Source organism: Microbacterium sp. DMC48, from assembly GCF_056313825.1.
In genome coordinates, this window is record NZ_JBQUZN010000005.1 from 581,986 (window position 1) to 600,934 (window position 18,949).

Below are 18,949 nucleotides of genomic sequence, written 5' to 3' on the forward strand. Positions count from 1 at the left end.
CGGTGTCGGGGTGGATCGAGGAGTGGTCAGCGGGCACGCGCGCGGGCGCGAACCCATTCGGTGAGGGCGGGCAGGAGTTCGGGAAGCGTGTCGGCGCGGAAGTCCGGGGCGGCGTCGGGGTCGGGATAGCCGCCGACCAGCGCCGTCGCGTGGCCGCGGGCGTGGGCCGGAGCCAGGTCGTTGCGCCAGATGTCGCCGACGGCGAGCACCTCGGCATCCGCATCCAGCTCGTCCAGCAGCGCGGCGAGCCCGTCGGGCTTGCCCGCGTCGACGACGACGCGGTCGAAGAGCCCTTCCAGCGCGAGCGCCGTCAGCGCCTCCGGAATGCGCACGCCGGGCGCGTTGGTGACCAGGATGCGCTCCGCGTCGACCGTCGCGAGGAAGGTGGCGAGGCCCTCGGGAGCGAGAACGGGAGCGTCGTCGGACGCGAGCTGTGCGCGGCTGGCGGCGTAGCCGCGCGCGAGGTGCTCGGGGGCGGCTCCGGCCGCGACGGCGCGCACCCGCACGAGGTCGTAGGCGTCGATGGCGTCGTCGCCGTCGGCGAGGCCGGTGGCGATCTCATCGACGAACGACGGCGACAGTCCGGCCTCGGTGGCGACGGCGCGGGCGTACGCGCGCACCGGCCCGTCGCCGAGGGCGACGGTACCGTCGAAGTCGAAGATGAGAATGGGACGAGGCACGGATCTCCCTGCGGGTGACGAACGCGTCCGTGAGGCTGGACGCTTTGTCCATAGTGAAGGACATGTGTGGACGTAATGACCACGGCAGATGAACATCCGGTAAAAAGTGGCGGGGAGCTCTCGCGACTCGACGCCGCGGCCGCGCTCGCCACGGGCGATCCCGCGGCCGCCTTCGACCTCCTCCCGTGGCTCGGCACCTCGATCGACGCCGACGCCGCCGCGCGCCGATTCGACGCATGGGGGCTGTCCACGGTCATCGACGAGAACACGGGCACATCCGTGGTCGCGGCGTCGGTCTTCAGGGCGCTCCACGAGCGCGCCGGCATCGACGCCCGCTTCCCCGTCGGCAACGCCGGCCTGCTGCACGTCTACGGCTACCTGCTGTCGACGACACCGACCCCCTACGGCCTCAAACGCGAGCGCTGGCTGGACGGCGAGCTGGCCCGCGCCTACGGGCTGGCCGCCGACGCCTTCCTCCCCTGGGCGCTGCCGACGGGCGAGACCCTGCTGGCGCGGGTCACCGCTGCAGCCGCCGCACTGCTGTTGTACGCCCCCGTGCGCCGCCAGCAGCTGGGCGACACCGAGGCGCTCATCGCGATCGGGCGCGCCGCGGCATCCGGCGATCGCGCCCTCGCCTCTGCACTGGTCTATGCGCTGGTCAGCGGCGGCACGCGGCGCCTCATCACGACCTTTCCCGTCTCCTCGCCCACGGCCATCCTCGACGAAGTGGATGCCGCCGCCCCGCGCCTGCGCTGGAACGCCGTCGCCTGAGCGGTCCGCGCCCACACCACCGGAGGAGATTTCACCCCGGGAGGACGGATGCCGCAGCGGCATCCTCCCGGCGTGAAATCTCCTCCCGGAGCGTGACCCGCGCCCGCCTCAGTCGCGGGGGGCGTGCGCCTCGAGGAACTCGTACAGGTCGGTCGTGTCGACGCCGGGGAACGCGCCGGTCGGCAGCGTCGCGAGCAGCGTCCGAGGGGTTCGCACGTTCGGCCACGCCTGATCGCGCCACTGCGACTCCAGTTCGGCGGGAGCACGACGGCAGCACACCTCGACCGCGTGGCGGGAGACGCCGCGGTTGGTCGTCTCGCGCCCCACGAACCACTTCGTGTCGTCGAAGCGCACGCCCACCGACACCGAATGGGCCCCCTCGCTGGAGGTCTCCACCCGGGCCGTGCACCAGAACGTGCCGTTGCCGGTGTCGGTGTACTGGTAGTACGGGTTGAACTTGTCGGGGATGTCGAAGACGGCGCGGCTCGTCCAGCGCCGGCAGCACAACTGCCCCTCGATCGAGCCCAGCCGGTCGGCCGGGAAGTTGACGTCGTCGTTCTCGTAGGCCTTCGTGATGGTGCCCGACTCGTGCACCTTCAAGAAGTGCACCGGGATGCCGAGATGCCGCGTCGCCAGATTGGTGAAGCGATGCGCGGCTGTCTCGTACGACACCGAGTACGCGTCGCGGAGGTCTTCGATCGACAGCGCGCGCCGCGACTTGGCGTCCAGCAAGACCGGCACCGCGTGATCTTCGGGGATCAGGAGAGCCCCGGTGAGGTAGTTCGTCTCCACCCGCTGACGCAGGAACTCGGCGTACGAGCGCGGCTCGGCGTGCCCGAGGATGCGACTGGCGAGTGCCTGGAGCACGGCGGTGCGCGAGTCGCCCTTCGCGGGCACCGTGCTCGACAGGTACAGCCGCCCGTGCTTGATGTCGGCGACCGACCGCGTCGAGGCCGGCAGGTCGGCGACGTAGTGCAGGGAGAAGCCCAGGTGGGCGGCGATGTCCGACGCGGTGCGCTGCGTGAGCGGGCCACCCGGGTGGTCGACGGCGCGCAGGATGGCGCGCGCGTGCTCCTCGAGCTCGGCGAAATAGTTGTCCTGGCGCCGCATCAGGTGGCGCAGCTCGACGTTCGCGCGACGCGCCTCCTCGGGGGTGGCGGAGCGCTCGTCGCCGAGCCTTTCGATCTCGCCCTGCAGCGCGAGCAGCGCGCGCAGGGCGTCGTCGGGGATCGATTTGCCGATGCGGAACGGCTCGATTCCGAGTGCCCGGAAGGTCTGCCCCTTCATGGCGCGCTCCAGCGCGATCTCGAGTGTGGCCCGCTCGTCGAGAGGCTCGGCCTCGAGGAGCTGATCGACCGTCGCACCGAGCGCCTTGGCGATGGCGCGCAAAAGCGTGAGTTTGGGCTCGCGCTTGCCCGTCTCGATCATCGACAGCTGACTCGGCGCCCGCTCGACCGCCGCGGCGAGCTCGTCGAGGGTCATCCCGCGCGCGGTGCGCAGCTGACGGATGCGCCGGCCGATCGTGAGCGCGTCCGCCTCGTCTTCGGGCTCTGTGGTCGTCGCCGTCAACGGAACATCGATGTTCGTCATGTCCGGGATTGTGTCACAGAACGTGAATTTCCTTCAAACTTCACACCGGTTTTGGTTACTTCCGGCCTCGAATTTCACCCAAAGTGGAGACACGAGCCACCGCCGGCATCGCCCCGGCATCCGATGAAGGAGAGCACCATGACGATCCAGGCCACCCCCGGTCAGCCGCCACTGCGCGCCGGCGACCAGACGCAGACCGCCGCTGAGCTGCAGGAGATCTGGGACACCGACCCGCGGTGGGACGGCGTACAGCGCACCTACACGGCAGAGGACGTCGTGCGCCTGCGCGGGTCGGTGCGCGAGGAGAACACCCTCGCCCGCCGCGGCGCCGAGAACCTGTGGAACCTGCTGCACACCGAGGACTACATCCGGGCCCTGGGCGCCTACACCGGCGGCCAGGCCGTGCAGCAGGTGCGCGCGGGCCTGAAGGCCATCTACCTGTCCGGCTGGCAGGTCGCCGCCGACGGCAACCTCGCCGGCCAGACCTACCCCGACCAGAGCCTGTACCCGGCCAACTCGGTCCCCGCCGTCGTCCGCCGCATCAACAACGCCCTGATCCGCCAAGACCAGATCGAGCACGCCGAAGGCACGCTCACGCAGGACTGGCTGGCCCCCATCGTCGCGGATGCCGAAGCCGGCTTCGGCGGCCCCCTCAACGCGTACGAGCTCGCGCAGTCGCTGATCCAGTCCGGTGCCGCAGGCATCCACTGGGAGGACCAGCTGGCCAGCGAGAAGAAGTGCGGCCACCTCGGCGGAAAGGTGCTGGTGCCCACGCAGCAGCACATCCGCACCCTGAACGCGGCTCGGCTCGCCGCCGACGTCGCCGGCGTGCCGACCGTCATCATCGCCCGCACCGATGCGCTGGCGGCCGACCTGCTCACCAGCGACGTCGACCCCCGCGACCAGGAGTTCACGACCGGCGAGCGCACGAGCGAGGGCTTCTACCGGGTGCGCCCCGGCCTGGAGGCGGTCATCAGCCGCGGCCTGGCGTTCGCGCCGTACGCCGACCTCCTGTGGGTCGAGACCGGAGAGCCCGACATCGAACTCGCCCGGGCGTTCGCGAGCGCGATCCACGAGCAGTTCCCCGGCAAGATGCTCGCCTACAACTGCTCGCCGAGCTTCAACTGGAAGCGCCACCTCAGCGACGAGCAGATCGCGACCTTCCAGCAGGAGCTCGCAGACCTCGGCTACAAGTTCCAGTTCATCACGCTGGCGGGCTTCCACGCCCTCAACTACTCGATGTTCGACCTCGCCTCCGGCTACGCCGAGCGCGCCATGAGCGCGTACGTCGAGCTGCAGGAAGCCGAGTTCGCCGCGGAGTCGCGCGGCTACACCGCCACCAAGCACCAGCGCGAGGCGGGCACCGGCTACTTCGATTTCGTTTCCACGGCGCTCAACCCCGACAGCGCGACCCTGGCTCTGGTGGGATCCACTGAGGCCGAGCAGTTCCACTGACGCACCCCGTCTCGACTCGCTGCGCTCGCTCAACGACCGGAACACGCGCTCCCGGTCGTTGAGCGAGGCCCGCAGGGCCGAGTCGAAACGCCGCACCCATCGCACACGACACAGAAAGAGCAGGGCCATGACTCCCACCGCCACGGGCACCGCGCCCGCATCGACCATCACCATCACGGGACCGATCCGCGACCGCTACGAGGAGATCCTCACCCCCGCGGCCATCGCGTTCCTCGCCGAACTGCACGTCCGCTTCGCCGGGCGCCGCCACGACCGCCTCGCCGACCGGATGCGGCGCCGCTTCGAGATCGGCAACGGGCACGACCCGCAGTTCCGCTCCGATACGGCCCACATCCGCGACGACGCCGAGTGGCAGGTCGCGGGCGCCGGCCCGGGCCTGGAGGACCGCCGCGTCGAGATCACGGGTCCGACCGACCCGAAGATGACGATCAACGCACTCAACTCCGGCGCGAAGGTCTGGCTGGCCGACCAGGAGGACGCCACGAGCCCCACCTGGCGGAACGTCATCGAGGGTCAGCTCTCGCTGTTCGACGCGATCCGCGGACAGCTCTCGTACACGAGCCCCGAGGGCAAGGAGTACCGCGTCACCGCCGAGCGGACTCCCACCATCGTGATGCGCCCGCGCGGGTGGCACCTGGTGGAGAAGCACATCCGCTACACCGATCGCGCCGGTCGCGACCTGGCCGCATCGGGCTCGCTGGTGGACTACGGACTGTACTTCTTCCACAACGCCCAGCGTCTGATCGACAACGGCGTCGGCCCTTACTTCTACCTGCCGAAGATCGAGTCGGCGGAGGAGGCGAAGCTCTGGGACGACGTCTTCACGTTCAGTGAGGAGTACCTCGGCATCCCACACGGCACCATCCGCGCCACCGTGCTCATCGAGACGCTGCCGGCGGCCTTCGAGATGGAGGAGATCCTGTTCGAGCTGCGCGATCACATCGCGGGCCTGAACGCCGGCCGCTGGGACTACATCTTCTCGATGATCAAGAACTACCGCGGTCGGGGCGCACGGTTCGTCCTGCCCGACCGCAGCCAGGTCACGATGACCGTGCCGTTCATGCGGGCCTACACGGAACTGCTCGTGAAGACGTGCCACAAGCGCGGCGCCTTCGCGATCGGCGGCATGAGCGCCTTCATCCCCAACCGACGCGACCCGGAGGTGACGGCCCAGGCGTTCGAGAAGGTCGCCGCCGACAAGAAGCGCGAGGCCGGCGACGGCTTCGACGGGACGTGGGTGGCCCACCCCGACCTGATCCCCGTCGCGCAGGCGGAATTCGACGCCGTGCTCGGCGAGCGCCACAACCAGATCGACCGCCAGCGGCCCGAGGTGAACGTGCAGGCGGCTCAGCTGATCGACGTGCACATCGGGCTGCCGGTCACGGCGGCAGGCGTGTACGGCAACGTGTCGGTGGCGATCCGCTACATCGAGGCATGGCTGCGGGGCCTCGGCGCCGTTGCCATCGACAACCTCATGGAGGATGCCGCGACCGCCGAGATCAGCCGCAGCCAGGTGTGGCAGTGGATCCACCAGGACCGCTCGACCGACGACGGCACCCGCATCACGCGTGAGTACATCGAGGGTCTCATCGCGCAGGTGCTGAGCGAGGTGGAGCGGCGAGAGGGCGACCGCTACGACGACGCGGCGGCGATCTTCCGCGATGTCGCCCTCGGTGAGGACTTCCCGACCTTCCTGACGCTCGGCGCCTACGCCGACTACCTGGACGACTGACGAGTCCGACGCCGCCGGTGGGGGTGGATGCCGCGGCATCCACCCCCACTGGCGTGCGGTGCCCGAGCGATCTTGACAGATTTGGCTAATGCTATTAGCTTTATGGCTATGACGACCTCAACCTCTCCCGCAGCCGCTTTCGCACGGCTCGATGTCCATCACCTCGACCGGCCCGAAGGTCGCATCGCGTATCGCGTGACCGGCGACGGGCCGCTCATCGTGTGCGTGCCCGGCATGGGCGAGATCGCCGCAAGCTACCGCCACACCGTTCCCGCCCTGCGCGAGGCCGGCTTCCGCGTCGCCGTGATGGACCTGCGCGGCCACGGCGAGTCGGACGCCACGTTCTCGGCGTACGACGACGTCGCGGCCGGCACCGACATCCTCGCGCTCATCGCCCACCTCGGCGGTCCGGCCGTCGTCGTCGGCAACTCGATGGCCGCCGGAGCAGCCGTCTGGGCGGCCGCCGAGAATCCCGCAGCCGTCAGCGGCCTGGGACTGCTCGGCCCGTTCGTCCGCAACGCCCCGACCAACCCGTTCGCCGCGGCGACGTTCCGCCTGCTGATGCTCCGGCCGTGGGCTCGCGCCGCCTGGCTCGCCTACCTGCCCCAGCTCTACCCCGGCCGCCGGCCCGCCGACTTCGCCGAGCACCGCGCGGCGATCCGCGCGGCGATGTCGCGCCCGGGCGCCACCGCCGCGTTCGCGCGCACGACCCGCACCGACCACAGCCTCGCCGAGAAGCGGATCCCCGAGGTGTCGGCACCGGCCCTGGTCATCATGGGCACCGCCGACCCCGACTTCAGCGATCCGAGGGGAGAGGCGGCGTGGATCGGCGAGCAGCTGCACGCGCGCGTGACGCTCGTGGAGGGCACCGGCCACTACCCGCAGGCCGAGCAGCCCGAGCAGGTCGGCCCCGCCCTGGTCGCGTTCTGTCGCGAGGTGACCGGTGCCTAGGGCCGGCCTCACGCGCGACGCCGTGGTGGCGCTGGCACTGGAGACGATCGACGAGCTCGGGCTCGACGGCCTCACCCTCGCCGAGATCGCCGGCCGCGCCGGCGTGAAGGTGCCGAGCCTCTACAAGCACATCGCCTCGCTCGAGGTGCTGCGCTCCGCTGTGGCCACCGAGGCGACGCGTGAGCTCGCCCAGGAACTGCGGGTCGCGGCCATCGGGGTGTCCCGGACGGCGGCGCTGGAGAGTCTTGCGCACGCCTATCGGGGGTACGCACTGCGGCATCCGGGACGATACGCGGCCACCCAGCGCGCACCGCTGCCCGGGGAGGCGCGCGAGGAGGCGCATGCCCTCGCCGCCGCGCAGGTGCAGCAGGTCGTCTCGGCGACGCTGCGCGGCTATGACATCGCCGACGATCAGCTGGTCGACGCGACCCGCACACTGCGTGCCGCACTGCACGGGTTCTGCGCGCTCGAGAACGGCGGCGGCTTCGCCCTTCCGGTCAGCGTCTCGGAGAGCTTCGCCCGGATGATCGCCGGTCTCGATCGCATGGTCTCGACCTGGCCGGCCTGACCCTTACTCGCGTCCGGGATCGATCGGCGCGAAGCGGCGCAGACCGCCACCCGTCGTCAGGCGGGATGCCGCGAGCGAGCCGGCGACCGCCAGGAAGATCGGCAGCAGCAGGGTGAAGCCCGTTCCCGTGAACTCGATGATCAGGGCGATCGCGGTGAAGGGGGCGCGCATGTTGGCGGCGAGGAACGCACCCGCGGCCACGATGGCCAACGCCGTACCGTCGGCACCGGGCCAGATGAACGCCCAGCCCGTCGCGGCGGCCGCGCCCAACGCCGCACCGATCGCCACCGACGGCTGCAGGGTGCCCCCGATCGCACCGGATCCGAGCGAGACCGAGGTGGCAACGTATTTCATGACGGCGAGTGCCAGCAGCAGGGAGGCGGGCTGAGCGAGATCGAAGCCGGCGGTCGCGAGGGCGCGACCATTGCCCAGGATGAGCGGGAAGAACGCGCCGAGCACGCCGACCGCGGCGAACGTGAGGGGAAGGACGATCAGCAGCTTCCACCCGGTGGGCCTGCGCCGCGACAAGCGGGCGGTGACGGCGGAGAAGCTCGTCGCTCCCCACCCCATGAGCGGTCCGACCAGCACCGCGGCGACGAGGAGCGACGGCGTGACGGCGACGGGGGCGACGTGGTACAGCGAGTCGTCGGCGACCAGGGGACGCGCGACGACCGTGGCGATCGCGCTCACGGAGAGGGCCACCACGGCGGCGCCCGCACTGAAGCGCGCAAGGAGGATCTCGATCGCGAACAGCGCACCGGCCAGCGGCACGTTGTAGACGGCGGCCAGGCCCGCGCCGGCCGCGGAGGCGACGAGGATCATCGACCAGCGCGCGTCGATGCGGAACCAGCCGACGAGCTTCGATCCCGCCATCGCCGACAACTCCCGCGGCGCGACCTCCTTGCCGATCGAGGCTCCGAGGCCGACGGACGTCACCTGGATCACCGTGTCGGCAAGGGTCTCCAGCGCCGGCATCCGCTTTCCGGCGACGCCTTCTTCCACGCTCGAAATGCGCCGACCGAAACGTCGCAGCACATACCAGCCGACGGCCGCGATCACTCCCGCTGCGCTCAGACTGACGATCGGCAGCCACCACGGCGACGGCAGCGCGAGCCCGTCGAGGAACGGCCCCTCGGCGTTTCCCCACACCAGGTGTTCCACCGAGTGGACGATCCAGACGAGCAGCAGCACCGCCAACCCCGTCGCGATGCCGACGCAGAGCGTGGCCAGACCCAGGCGCACCAGCCCCCAGAGACCGGAGAGACGGCGAGGCGGGCGGGCGGCGCGGTCGTCTCCTGTCACGTCGTCACGTTAGCGCACGCCGAGAGTCGTTCCGTGCGAGCCGAGCGGCGCCCCGCAGCGCGGCATCGGTGCCCGCGCGCGCGATCTCGATCCGCACCTCGGCGAAGGGCGGACGCAGGCACGCCCGCAGCCCCTCGGTGAGGGGCTCGACAAGCGCCCCTCCCAGTTCGGAGACGCCGCCGCCGAGCAGCACCGTTCCCGGGTCGACAGTGGCGATCACCGGAGCGAGCGACGCACCCAGCTCGTCGGCGGCCGCCGCGATCACGTCAGCGGCCACTCTGTCGCCCTCCCGCGCGCGTCGAGCGACCTCTCGCAGAGGCACCACGCTGCCCGTACGCTCCGCAAAGGAGCGCTCGATACCCGGTCCGCTCGCGAAGGCCTCGATGTGGTCTCGACCGCCGCACGAGCACACCCGCCCGCGCATCGTGGCTGCGCGCAGATGCCCGATCGATCCGGCCATCCCGGATGCGCCGCGCAGGAGCGCACCCTCCGACACGACGGCTCCTCCGATGCCCGTCCCCACGGCGACGAAGAGGAAGCGGTCGCGGTTGGAATCGAGGGCGAGCTCCCCGAGCGCGGCTGCGTGGACGTCGTTGACGACGACGACCGGGATGCCGAGTCGCGCCACGAGTCCTGCGGCCACCGGGGTGCCGCGCCAGCCGGCGAGATGATCCGTGGCGTGCGTGACGGCGCCGTCCTCATCGAAGGCCCCTGCACTGCCGACGCCGACCGCCGCGATCGGACCGGCGGCAACGCCCACCTCGCGCACGAGCGCTGCCGCCGCATCGAGGATTGCTGCGGCGCCCTGCGCTGCCGGAGTGGGCCGCTGGATACGGTGACTGATCTGCCCGGACGCGTCCACGAGGGCTGCCGCCGTCTTGGTGCCGCCGATGTCGACGGCGACGACGGCCGGTGCGGTGCTCTGCTCCCGGACGCTCATCGCGCGCACGGGGTCACAGCGACGAAGCGGCGCGTGATGGCGATGGGGTCGGTGATCGCTCCCCCCACGACGACGGCGTGGGCGCCGGCCTCGAAGGCCGCCGCCACGTCGGTGGGCGCCTGGAAGCGGCCCTCCGCGAGCACGCGAACGCCGCGCGCCGCGAGTCTCGCGACGAGGTCGAGGTCGGGCCCGCTGTGCTGTGGCGAGTAGGGGGTGTAGCCCGACAGCGTCGTTCCGACGAAGGTGGCCCCGGCATCCCACGCGGCCATCCCCTCGTCGAACGTCGACACGTCCGCCATCACCGCGACGCCCGCGTGCGTGATCGCACTGCGCACGCGCGCCGCGACGTCCGCGACGACTTCGAGGGTGGCATCCACTGCGACGATGTCGGCTCCGGCATCCACGAGCGCGACGACCTGCTCATCGGTCTGCGTGATCACGTTCCGGCGCACCCCCATCCGCTTGTCGAGCCCGATGATCGGGACGTGCGTCGACTCTCGCACAGCAGCGATGTCGTGCACGCCGTTGACGCGCAGCGCGGCAGCGCCCCCGCGCAGCGCACTGGCAGCCAGCCGCGCGATCGTCGGCGTATGACGCAGCGGGGATCCGTTCGATGCCTGACACGAGACGATCAGGCGTCCGGCGACCGCGACGACGGCGTCTTCACTTGAGCGCACCGGCACCGACACCTCCTACGAAGTAGCGCTGGAAGACGACGAACAGCACCAGCGCAGGAAGGGTGAACAGAACGGATGCCGCCATCAGCGGGCCCCACTCCAGGTTCCGCTCCCCGAAGAACGAGTACAGACCGATGGACAGTGTGTACTTGCTCGCATCGTTGAGATAGATGAGCGGATTGAGGAAGTCGGTCCATGCCCACACGAACTGGAAGATCGCGGCGGTGATGAGGGCCGGACGTGCCTGCGGGAGAACGATCGACCAGTAGATCCGCAGCTCGGAGGCCCCGTCGATCCGAGCTGCCTGCAGCAGCTCGTTGGGCACGGAGGTCAGGAACTGCCGCAGCATGAAGATGAGAAACGGCGTGCCGAAGAAGGCCGGCGCGACCAGCGGGATGATACTGTTGGTCGCCCCGAGGCCGTTCCACATCAAGAACAGCGGGATCATCGTGACCTGCGGCGGCAGCATCATCGTCGCCATGACGATCACGAGCAGGGGCCGCTGACCGCGCCACCCGATCTTCGACAGTGAGTAGGCCACGAGCGGCGAGGCGATGAGCATGCCCAGCACGGACAGACCCGCGATGACGACCGTGTTCAGCAGGTACTGCCAGAACGGGATCTCGTCGAACACCGCGACGAAGTTCTGCAGCGTCCATTCGGTGGGCCACAGCGACGGGGGTGCGCTGAAGATGTCGTCGGGCAGCTTGAACGCAGTGCTCAGCATCGACAGGAACGGGAAGACGAACGCCAGCGCGAGCAGCCAGACCGCGAGGTAGCGAGCGGTGGTGCGCGCGGCGCGGCGCCGCGCCGCGCGCGGACGGGCGCCGCCGATCGGCCGCGGGTCAGTCGCGGTCAGAGCCATAGTGGACCCATTTCTTCGAGGACCACAGCAGCACGAGCGTGATCGCGAGAGTGAGCAGGAACAGCACCCAGGCCATGGCCGATGCGTAGCCCATCTTCAAGAAGACGAAGGCGTTCTGGTACAGGTACATCGCGTAGCTGATCATCGATTGGCCGGGTCCGCCGCTTGCCTCGTTGAGCCGCGTCTGGGTGAGCAGATACGGCTGCGTGAAGATCTGGAGGTAGGCGATCACGGTCACGATGACCTGGAAGAGCGTGACCGGCGAGATGGTCGGCCATGTGATGTAGCGGAACCGGGCGAACCAGCCGGCGCCGTCGAGTTCGGCGGCCTCGTAGAGCTCGGCAGGGACGTCCTTGATCGCGGCGAGGTAGATGATCATGGTGCCGCCGATCGTCCACAGACACATCAACACGATCGCCGGCTTGCCCCACTGGGGCTGTTCGAGCCACTCCGGCTGCGGCAGGTGCAGCAGGCCGAGGAAGTAGTTGACGAACCCGTACTGGGTGTTCAGCAGCCATCGCCACAGGTACCCGCCGACAACGATCGGCACGATGGTGGGCAGATAGACCAGGGCGCGGTACAGCGGTTGACCGCGCACCGGAAGGTTCAGCAGGTGGGCACCGGCGATGGAGATGAGGATCGTGAGCGGCACGCCGAGGACCGTGAGGAACAGCGTGTTGGCCAACGCCTTCCAGAAGGTGTCGTCCCGCATCATCTGGGCGTAGTTGTCCAGCCCGACCCACGAGGGCGGCTGGAAGAGGTTGAAGTCGGTGAAGCTGTACACCGCCGAGGCCAGCACCGGCCACACGATGAACACAGCGGCGCCGATGAGGAACGGCGACGCGAACGCCAGACCCAGAAGGGTCTGGCGTCGCGCGCCGCGGGGGGCGGTCGGTGCCATCAGTACGAGGAGACCTTGCCGGCGACGGACGCCAGCGCCTTGTCAGGGCTGGTGACGCCGCGGACGATGTCGTCGAAGGCGGTCGCCAGGTCGGTGGAGTACTGAGCGCTGTAGGGCTGGCTCGCGAGCGACTTCGCGTTGGGGCTCGCGAGCGCCTTCAGCCAGGAGTCGAAGTGGGGGATCTCGGCGTAGGCGGGGTCGTCCAGCAGCGCCGTCTTGGAGGGCAGGTTGCCGAGCGCGAGCGTGAAGTCGACCATCGGCTTGTCCTGCACCATGTACGCGAGGAACTTCGCCGCCTCGGCCTTGTGCTTCGAGTTGCTGGGGATGAACAGCGTGCTCGTCGTCACCTGCGTCGTACCGGCGAGCGCGGGGGTGGCCGCAGGGATGTCGATCACGCCCCAGTTGAGGTTCGGAGCGACCTTGGGGATGTTGACCGCCTGCCATTCGCCGTCGACGACCATCGCCTGCTTGCCCGTGTAGAAGGGGTCCTGCGCGGACATGTACTGACCGAGACCTGACGCGAAGGTCGCGATCTTGTCGGCGCCGAACGTGTCGGTCAGCGTCTTCGTGTACCAGTCGAGCGCTGCCACGTTCTGGGGGTCATCGGGGGTGGGGGTCTTGCCGTCGGCGCCGTCCCAGGTGCCGCCGAAGGCGTAGCCGAGGGTCGTGAACAGAGTGGATGCCGAAGGGTTGCCGAGCCCGATCTGCGTGATCGCCCCGCTGCCGTCGACGACGGTCAGCTTCTTCACGGCATCCGCGAGTTCGTCCATCGTCGTCGGGGGCTTCACGCCCGCCTTGTCGAGGAGGTCCTTGTTGTACATGAGCTGCTGGGTGTGCACCGCGATGGGGAGCGCGTAGATCTTGCCGTCGAAGGTCATCTGCTCCATGGATGCCGGTGCGAACGCGGACGTGTCGACCTTCTCGGCCGCGAGGTAGTCGTCCAGGGGCGCGAGGATCCCCTTGGAGGCCCACGAGCCCACGGTGTTGCCGAAGTTGTCGGAGATGTCGAAGCTGCCGTTGCTGGAGGACATCGAGGTGAGCTGCTTCTGGGCATCGGGGCTCGAGACACCGACCACCTTGATGTCGGACTGGCTGGCGTTGAAGTCGGCGATGATCTTCTCCAGCGCCTTCGCCTCCTCGCCGCCCCACAGGTAGGAGAAGGTGATCGTGGTCGGGCCGGAGGGAGCGGCAGCCGCGCAGCCTCCCAGAGCGACGGACGCCGCGAGGACGCCGGAGAGCGCGACGGCGCGGGTGAGGACCCGCCGTCCCGTGGTGGTCAGTTCCATGGTGTTCCTTCGAGGTGCGTGGGTTCGGGTGATGAAGCTCGGTAAGAATTGGTGTACTCCATTTTTTTGAAGTGTGTCAAGAGATTCCCCAAAAGTCATGTTTCGAGCGCCTCGACACGCGGTCTGAATCTGTGTAATGGTTAGATCCAATTCGCACACGGCAGCGGAAGTCCCCCTGCCGAGGATCCGCGGGAGCACGATGACCGACGCGCAGCACAGCAAGTCCGAACGCCTACGACAGCACCTCGTCGAGGTGATCGGGCGAGGCCTCGAGCCCCATTCCCGTCTGCCCACCGAACGCGACCTGGCGACCGAGTTCGACGTCAGCCGGCTCACCGTCCGCCGCGCGCTCGACCGCCTGGAGCACGACGGGCTGGTCTATCGCGTGCAGGGTGCCGGCACGTTCGTCGCCGCACCTCGCATCGCCAAATCCGTGGAGCTGACCTCGTTCAGCGAGGACATGCGCGCGCGGGGACTCGAGCCGGGCTCGTCCGTGCTCGTGACCGAGACGATCCCGGCGGGAGCACGCCTGGGCGCGCGGCTTCGCATGAGCCCGTCGGAGGAGGTCTTCCACATCCGCCGCGCGCGCACGGCCGACGGGGAGCCCATGGCCCTCGAGGACTCGTACCTCAACCCCTCGTTCTTCCCCGGGCTGATCCAGAACGTCGGGAACGACTCGCTCTACCGGATCCTGGAGCAGCAGTACGGCATGCGGATCGAGTGGGCCGAGCAGAGCATCCAAGCGAGCGTCCTGGACCCCGAGCAGGCCGACATCCTGCAGGCACCGGCGTTCTCGCCCTGCTTCTTCGTGACCCGCACCAGCTTCGACGCGCAGGACCGTGCGATCGAGTACGCCGAGTCGACCTATCGCGGCGATCGCTACCACTACGAGCTCCAGATCCATCGTTCGCGCTGAGGAAGCAGGACCCACCGCATGCGAATCGCCCTCGTTCCCCTCGACGAACGACCGGTCAACATCCAGCTGCCCCGGCAGGTCGCCGCCATCGCCGGCGTCGACCTGCTGATCCCGCCTGCAGCCGCACTCCCCTCCTTCCGGGCGCCGGCCGACGTCGACGCGTTGCACGCGTGGCTTCGCGAGCTGGCCGCCGCGGAAGGCGACGGCGTGAACCGCCTGATCGTCTGCATCGACACGCTCGTACACGGCGGCATCATCCCGGCGCGCATCACGGCGGATTCGCCGCGTGTGGCGCTGGACCGGCTCGACCTTCTGCGAGAGCTGCACGAGGTTCGCGCCGCCGCCGACACCCCCGCGCTCGTCATCACCGCGGCATCCCTGGTCATGCGCGCCAGCGACTCCTTCTCGGCCGTCGAGGAACCCGAGTACTGGAGCACGTACGGCCGCACGCTGCATGCCTTCGGCGGTGCGCTCCATCGCGCGCTGGAAGCCGATCTGCTCGCGGGCGATCCTCCGCAGGTTCCTGCCCTCGCGGTCCCGCGCGCCGAGCAGAGCGATTTCGAGCGCCGCCGCCTGCGCAACCACATCATCAACCTCGCCGCGCTCGGTCTGCACGAGGAGGGCGTCATCGATGCCCTCGCGGTGACCGCCGACGACACCGCCGCCTTCTCGGCCGGGTCGGTCGAACAGGCGTGGCTGCGCCACTGGGCACGCGCCCTGCCGCGCGGCGGCGAGGTGATGATGTATCCCGGCGCCGACGAGGTGGGCGCCGTCCTCGTCGCACGCGCGCTCGTCTCCGCCGGAGGCGCCCGCCCGACGTGGCGGGTCGCCTGCGGCGAGGACGATGGCCTCACCCGCATCCCGAACTTCGAGAACGCCCCCGTGCGCGACAGCCTCGTGCGACAGATCGTCGCCGCCGGCGGCATCGTCGCCGAGGACGACGGCCGGGTCGACGCCGTGCTCGTCGCGCACGCACCCGATCCCGGGCACGGTGACTGCTTCGGGAGCGTGCCGCGCTCCGATCCGGCGGCCGTCGAAGCGACCGTGTCGGCAGTGCGCGACGCGCTCGCATCCGGTGCCATCGTGGCGCTCGCAGATGTCCGCTACAGCAACGGCAGCGATCCGGCGCTCGTGGAACGACTCGCCGCGGAGGGGCTGCTGCTGCGGCTGACCTCGTACGGCGGCTGGAACACGGCCGGCAACGCGATCGGCGGCGCCGTCGCCGCTGCGACGGCCTGGTGGGTCGGCCGCCGCGACGGCACCGCCGACCCGCGTGCCCTCCGAGAGGCGCTGCTCACCCGGGTCCTCGACGACCACGCCTACCAGAGCGGCATCCGCCCGGCCCTGCACGAGAGCGTCTTCGGCGGCGCGATCGGTCCGGTCGACGACGACACCGAAGCCCGAGCCCTCCGCCGCATCGGCCAGGAGCTCCAGAGCCGCCTGGACGATCTGCTCGCCGGCGACGATGACTGGACGGTCGCCTCGGTCGCGCTGCCCTGGCACCGCAGCTTCGAGATCGACATCGCGCTGGCACCGCGCTGAGCGAACCGGACGCACTACGCTTTTGCCTGTGACCGAACGCGCTCCCCTGTCCCGCAAGCTGTCCGCCATCGCCGAGTCCGCGACCCTCAAGGTCGATGCGAAGGCGAAGGCCCTGCAGGCCGCCGGCCGTCCCGTCATCTCCTACGCGGCCGGCGAGCCCGACTTCGCGACGCCGCAGTTCATCGTGGATGCCGCCGCGCACGCCCTCCACGACCCCGCCAACTACCGCTACACGCCCGCCGCCGGCCTGCCCGTGCTGCGCGAGGCGATCGCGGCGAAGACGCTCCGCGACTCGGGCCTGGAGGTCACCGCCTCGCAGATCATCGTCACCAACGGGGGCAAGCAAGCCGTCTACCAGGCGTTCCAGGCCGTGGTGAACCCGGGCGACGAGGTGCTGCTGCCGGCGCCCTACTGGACGACCTATCCCGAGGCCATCGCGCTCGCCGACGGCATCCCCGTCGAGGTCTTCGCGGGCGCCGACCAGGACTACAAGGTCACCGTCGACCAGCTCGAGGCTGCGCGCACCGACAAGACGACCGTTCTCGTGTTCGTGTCGCCCTCGAACCCGACCGGCTCGGTCTACACGCCGGAAGAGACGAAGGCGATCGGCGAGTGGGCGCTCGCGCACGGCATCTGGGTGGTCAGCGACGAGATCTATCAGAACCTCATCTACGAAGGGGCGCGGGCGGTGTCGATCGTCGACGCGGTGCCGGAGCTCGCCGGACAGACGATCCTCGTCAACGGGGTCGCCAAGACGTATGCGATGACGGGCTGGCGCGTGGGCTGGATGGTCGGTCCGGCCGACGCGATCAAGCTCGCCGGCAACCTCCAGTCGCACCTGAGCTCGAACGTCAACAACGTCGCGCAGCGTGCGGCGCTGGCCGCACTCACCGGGCCGCAGACCGAAGCCGAGGACATGCGTCAGGCTTTCGACCGCCGGCGCCGGCTGATCGTGTCGGAGCTCGCGAAGATCCCGGGTGTCACGGTGCCCAACCCGCTCGGCGCGTTCTACGTCTACCCGGACGTGACGGGCCTGCTCGGACGGGAGTGGAACGGCACGCGGGTCGACACCTCGCTCGAGCTCGCCGATCTCATCCTCGACCAGGCCGAGGTCGCGGTCGTTCCCGGCGAGGCGTTCGGCCCGTCGGGATACCTGCGCCTGTCCTACGCGCTCGGTGACGACCAGCTGCTGGAGGGCGTCCAGCGCCTGCAGAAGCTGTTCGGCCTCGACTGATCCGCGACCTCCGCACACTCAGACAGCACATAGCTGGACGGAGAACGATCGGACTCCATGCGCCCGTCGACATCCTCCCTCCTTGTGGCGTCGCGCAGATCGCGCCGCCGCCGCAACGCGCTGCTCGCGCCGTCTGAACGACCGGCGACCAAGCTGGTCGTCGGGCTGGCGACGATCGTTTTCCTCATCAGCGCGGGGCTGGCTCTGCGCGCCGCGCCCATCGACGCGGACCTGTCGCGCGCGATGAACGGCTGGCACATCGATGGTCTCGGCCAGGTCACCGCCCTCGTGTACGACCTGTTCTCTCCTGTGCCGGCCATCGTCATCACCGTGATCGTCACCGGCATCGTGTGGGCATTGAGCGGGCGACTGGCGCTGGCGATCGCCTTCGCCGGCACGATCGCGCTGACCTGGATCCCGTCCGACATCGTCAAGATCGCGGTCGGTCGGCCGCGTCCGGATGCGACACTGCTGCCGCATCCGGTAGCGCAGATGCCGGTCGATCCGTCCTATCCCAGCGGGCACGTGGTCTTCGTCACCGCGCTGGTGCTCACGCTGGTGCTCATGCTGAAGGGCACGCGATGGCACCGGCCCGCGGTCGTGTTCGGCACCATCGCCGTCGTCGTGGTCGTGTTCTCCGTCGCGATCCTCGGCGTGCACTACCCCACCGACGCGCTCGCATCGGTGCTGTGGGCGCTGGGCGTCTTTCCGGCGGCCCGCATCGTCTGGGTGCGCATGCTCATGCCGCTCGTCCCCTTCCTGCGGGAAGTGCCGCGAACCGAGCCGGCCGAGGCCGCTCCGGGACCCCGCCGCCACGGCGAGCCCGGAGAGATCTAGAGTTCGACGCCCACCAGCACCGGTTCGGGCTGCAGCAGCAGACCGAACTCGGACTGCACCCGGTGCTGGATGTAGCGCGCGAGTTCGGCGACCTCGCCGGCGGTCGCCCCGCCACGGTTCGTGAGGGCGAGCGCGTGCTTCGTCGACAATCCGGCTCGAGAGCGTGGCAGCCGGAAGCCTTTGCCGAGACCGGCGTGCTCGATCAGCCAGGCGGCGCTCACCTTGACGTCGGGCTGAACCGAGACCGGCGGGGGCACGACGCCGTCGAAGGCGGCCAGAGGGATGACGGTGACGGGTTCGATCTCCACGGCCATCGGCCAGCGCGGGCACTCGGGCGGAAGGGTTCGCGCGAAGGAAGCCGAAACGATCGCGTTCTGGAAGAAGGATCCGGCGCTGTGGGTGTCGGGATCGGCGTCGTCGAGCACCATGCCCTTGGCAGCCCGCGTCGCCAACACCGTCTCGCGGATCCACCGGAGCGACACCGCGGCATCCGGGGCCAACCGCAGCGCCTGACGCAGTTGAGCGCCGCGCACGGGGACCTCGCCGTCGCCGACCTCCTGCAGCTCGAGCGTGATCGAGACGATGACACCCGCGCGCTGGGCGCCGCGACCGTAGTGCTGCTTGAGCACCGACGTGCGAAAGCCCAGTTCGAGGGCGGCCGCAGAGACGGTCTCCACCTCA

17 protein-coding genes and 1 pseudogene are annotated in these 18,949 nt (G+C 69.8%); 9 read left to right on the top strand and 9 right to left on the bottom strand.

What is annotated here, in order from left to right:
• Nucleotides 1–26: 26 nt before the first annotated feature.
• A complete protein-coding gene (locus tag ACT53O_RS11900) occupies nucleotides 27–680 on the bottom strand; it encodes an HAD family hydrolase (RefSeq protein WP_112930809.1) in 654 nt (217 codons plus the stop codon).
• 75 nt (nucleotides 681–755) lie between these two features.
• On the opposite strand from ACT53O_RS11900, the gene ACT53O_RS11905 reads away from it, so the two are divergent.
• Entirely contained in the window at nucleotides 756–1,451 is a 696-nt protein-coding gene (locus tag ACT53O_RS11905; RefSeq protein ID WP_244295701.1) for an amino acid deaminase, read from the top strand.
• Between the two features lie 108 nt (nucleotides 1,452–1,559).
• Here ACT53O_RS11905 and ACT53O_RS11910 read toward each other — a convergent pair whose 3' ends face one another.
• Nucleotides 1,560–3,041 carry a helix-turn-helix transcriptional regulator gene (locus ACT53O_RS11910; protein WP_039411357.1) on the bottom strand — a complete coding sequence of 494 codons (1,482 nt, stop codon included), beginning with the start codon at nucleotides 3,039–3,041 and terminating at the stop codon, nucleotides 1,560–1,562.
• Between the two features lie 138 nt (nucleotides 3,042–3,179).
• On the opposite strand from ACT53O_RS11910, the gene aceA reads away from it, so the two are divergent.
• The 4 genes from aceA (at nucleotide 3,180) to ACT53O_RS11930 (ending at nucleotide 7,768) form a co-directional block, all read left to right on the top strand.
• The gene (gene aceA, locus ACT53O_RS11915; protein WP_036318282.1) at nucleotides 3,180–4,496 is read left to right on the top strand and encodes an isocitrate lyase; all 1,317 of its coding nucleotides are present in this window, start codon (nucleotides 3,180–3,182) and stop codon (nucleotides 4,494–4,496) included.
• A 127-nt stretch (nucleotides 4,497–4,623) separates the two neighbouring features.
• A complete protein-coding gene (gene aceB / locus ACT53O_RS11920) occupies nucleotides 4,624–6,249 on the top strand; it encodes a malate synthase A (protein WP_476152588.1) in 1,626 nt (541 codons plus the stop codon).
• Between the two features lie 108 nt (nucleotides 6,250–6,357).
• The gene (locus tag ACT53O_RS11925; protein WP_294944526.1) at nucleotides 6,358–7,200 is read left to right on the top strand and encodes an alpha/beta fold hydrolase; all 843 of its coding nucleotides are present in this window, start codon (nucleotides 6,358–6,360) and stop codon (nucleotides 7,198–7,200) included.
• Nucleotides 7,193–7,768, top strand: coding sequence for a TetR/AcrR family transcriptional regulator (locus ACT53O_RS11930; RefSeq protein ID WP_476152591.1), 576 nt, complete (start codon nucleotides 7,193–7,195; stop codon nucleotides 7,766–7,768). The genes ACT53O_RS11925 and ACT53O_RS11930 overlap by 8 nt, the downstream gene beginning before the upstream one ends.
• 3 nt (nucleotides 7,769–7,771) lie before the next feature.
• Here the strand turns inward: ACT53O_RS11930 and ACT53O_RS11935 are convergent, their stop codons facing one another.
• Genes ACT53O_RS11935 through ACT53O_RS11960 form a run of 6 tightly spaced genes read right to left on the bottom strand, consistent with a single transcriptional unit; the run spans nucleotide 7,772 to nucleotide 13,739 of the window.
• The gene (locus ACT53O_RS11935) at nucleotides 7,772–9,070 is read right to left on the bottom strand and encodes a chloride channel protein (protein ID WP_347417651.1); all 1,299 of its coding nucleotides are present in this window, start codon (nucleotides 9,068–9,070) and stop codon (nucleotides 7,772–7,774) included.
• A 4-nt stretch (nucleotides 9,071–9,074) separates the two neighbouring features.
• A complete protein-coding gene (locus ACT53O_RS11940; protein WP_476152593.1) occupies nucleotides 9,075–10,010 on the bottom strand; it encodes an ROK family protein in 936 nt (311 codons plus the stop codon).
• Nucleotides 10,007–10,693 carry an N-acetylmannosamine-6-phosphate 2-epimerase gene (locus ACT53O_RS11945; RefSeq protein ID WP_476152595.1) on the bottom strand — a complete coding sequence of 229 codons (687 nt, stop codon included), beginning with the start codon at nucleotides 10,691–10,693 and terminating at the stop codon, nucleotides 10,007–10,009. The genes ACT53O_RS11940 and ACT53O_RS11945 overlap by 4 nt, the downstream gene beginning before the upstream one ends.
• The gene (locus tag ACT53O_RS11950) at nucleotides 10,674–11,552 is read right to left on the bottom strand and encodes a carbohydrate ABC transporter permease (protein ID WP_051039415.1); all 879 of its coding nucleotides are present in this window, start codon (nucleotides 11,550–11,552) and stop codon (nucleotides 10,674–10,676) included. The genes ACT53O_RS11945 and ACT53O_RS11950 overlap by 20 nt, the downstream gene beginning before the upstream one ends.
• Entirely contained in the window at nucleotides 11,533–12,453 is a 921-nt protein-coding gene (locus tag ACT53O_RS11955) for a carbohydrate ABC transporter permease (protein ID WP_239498548.1), read from the bottom strand. Before ACT53O_RS11955 ends, ACT53O_RS11950 begins: the two co-directional genes overlap by 20 nt.
• Nucleotides 12,453–13,739, bottom strand: coding sequence for an ABC transporter substrate-binding protein (locus tag ACT53O_RS11960; RefSeq protein WP_167487170.1), 1,287 nt, complete (start codon nucleotides 13,737–13,739; stop codon nucleotides 12,453–12,455). The genes ACT53O_RS11955 and ACT53O_RS11960 overlap by 1 nt, the downstream gene beginning before the upstream one ends.
• Before the next feature lie 199 nt (nucleotides 13,740–13,938).
• On the opposite strand from ACT53O_RS11960, the gene ACT53O_RS11965 reads away from it, so the two are divergent.
• The 4 genes from ACT53O_RS11965 to ACT53O_RS11980 all read left to right on the top strand — a co-directional run bounded on the left by ACT53O_RS11965 (nucleotide 13,939) and on the right by ACT53O_RS11980 (nucleotide 18,268).
• Nucleotides 13,939–14,655 carry a GntR family transcriptional regulator gene (locus tag ACT53O_RS11965; protein WP_476152599.1) on the top strand — a complete coding sequence of 239 codons (717 nt, stop codon included), beginning with the start codon at nucleotides 13,939–13,941 and terminating at the stop codon, nucleotides 14,653–14,655.
• Nucleotides 14,656–14,673: 18 nt separating this feature from the next.
• Nucleotides 14,674–16,197, top strand: a complete 1,524-nt coding sequence (locus tag ACT53O_RS11970; RefSeq protein WP_476152601.1) for a DUF4127 family protein — start codon at nucleotides 14,674–14,676, stop codon at nucleotides 16,195–16,197.
• A gap of 28 nt (nucleotides 16,198–16,225) precedes the next feature.
• A complete protein-coding gene (locus tag ACT53O_RS11975; RefSeq protein ID WP_135949509.1) occupies nucleotides 16,226–17,431 on the top strand; it encodes a pyridoxal phosphate-dependent aminotransferase in 1,206 nt (401 codons plus the stop codon).
• A gap of 84 nt (nucleotides 17,432–17,515) precedes the next feature.
• Nucleotides 17,516–18,268 (top strand): phosphatase PAP2 family protein, encoded by a 753-nt coding sequence (locus ACT53O_RS11980; RefSeq protein WP_433718968.1) that lies wholly within the window; start codon nucleotides 17,516–17,518, stop codon nucleotides 18,266–18,268.
• On the opposite strand, the pseudogene ACT53O_RS11985 reads toward ACT53O_RS11980, so the two are convergent.
• Nucleotides 18,265–18,949 (bottom strand): annotated as a pseudogene (locus ACT53O_RS11985) (UDP-N-acetylmuramate dehydrogenase); the annotation flags it as partial. The gene ACT53O_RS11980 and the pseudogene ACT53O_RS11985 overlap by 4 nt on opposite strands.

Bases quoted from the DNA above. Each gene is read 5' to 3' on its own strand.
- ACT53O_RS11905 (WP_244295701.1), top strand. From the start codon at position 756: ATGACCACGGCAGATGAACATCCGGTAAAAAGTGGCGGGGAGCTCTCG.
- ACT53O_RS11910 (WP_039411357.1), bottom strand. From the start codon at position 3,041: ATGACGAACATCGATGTTCCGTTGACGGCGACGACCACAGAGCCCGAA.
- aceA (WP_036318282.1), top strand. From the start codon at position 3,180: ATGACGATCCAGGCCACCCCCGGTCAGCCGCCACTGCGCGCCGGCGAC.
- aceB (WP_476152588.1), top strand. From the start codon at position 4,624: ATGACTCCCACCGCCACGGGCACCGCGCCCGCATCGACCATCACCATC.
- ACT53O_RS11925 (WP_294944526.1), top strand. From the start codon at position 6,358: ATGACGACCTCAACCTCTCCCGCAGCCGCTTTCGCACGGCTCGATGTC.
- ACT53O_RS11940 (WP_476152593.1), bottom strand. From the start codon at position 10,010: ATGAGCGTCCGGGAGCAGAGCACCGCACCGGCCGTCGTCGCCGTCGAC.
- ACT53O_RS11950 (WP_051039415.1), bottom strand. From the start codon at position 11,552: ATGGCTCTGACCGCGACTGACCCGCGGCCGATCGGCGGCGCCCGTCCG.
- ACT53O_RS11955 (WP_239498548.1), bottom strand. From the start codon at position 12,453: ATGGCACCGACCGCCCCCCGCGGCGCGCGACGCCAGACCCTTCTGGGT.
- ACT53O_RS11960 (WP_167487170.1), bottom strand. From the start codon at position 13,739: ATGGAACTGACCACCACGGGACGGCGGGTCCTCACCCGCGCCGTCGCG.
- ACT53O_RS11965 (WP_476152599.1), top strand. From the start codon at position 13,939: ATGACCGACGCGCAGCACAGCAAGTCCGAACGCCTACGACAGCACCTC.
- ACT53O_RS11970 (WP_476152601.1), top strand. From the start codon at position 14,674: ATGCGAATCGCCCTCGTTCCCCTCGACGAACGACCGGTCAACATCCAG.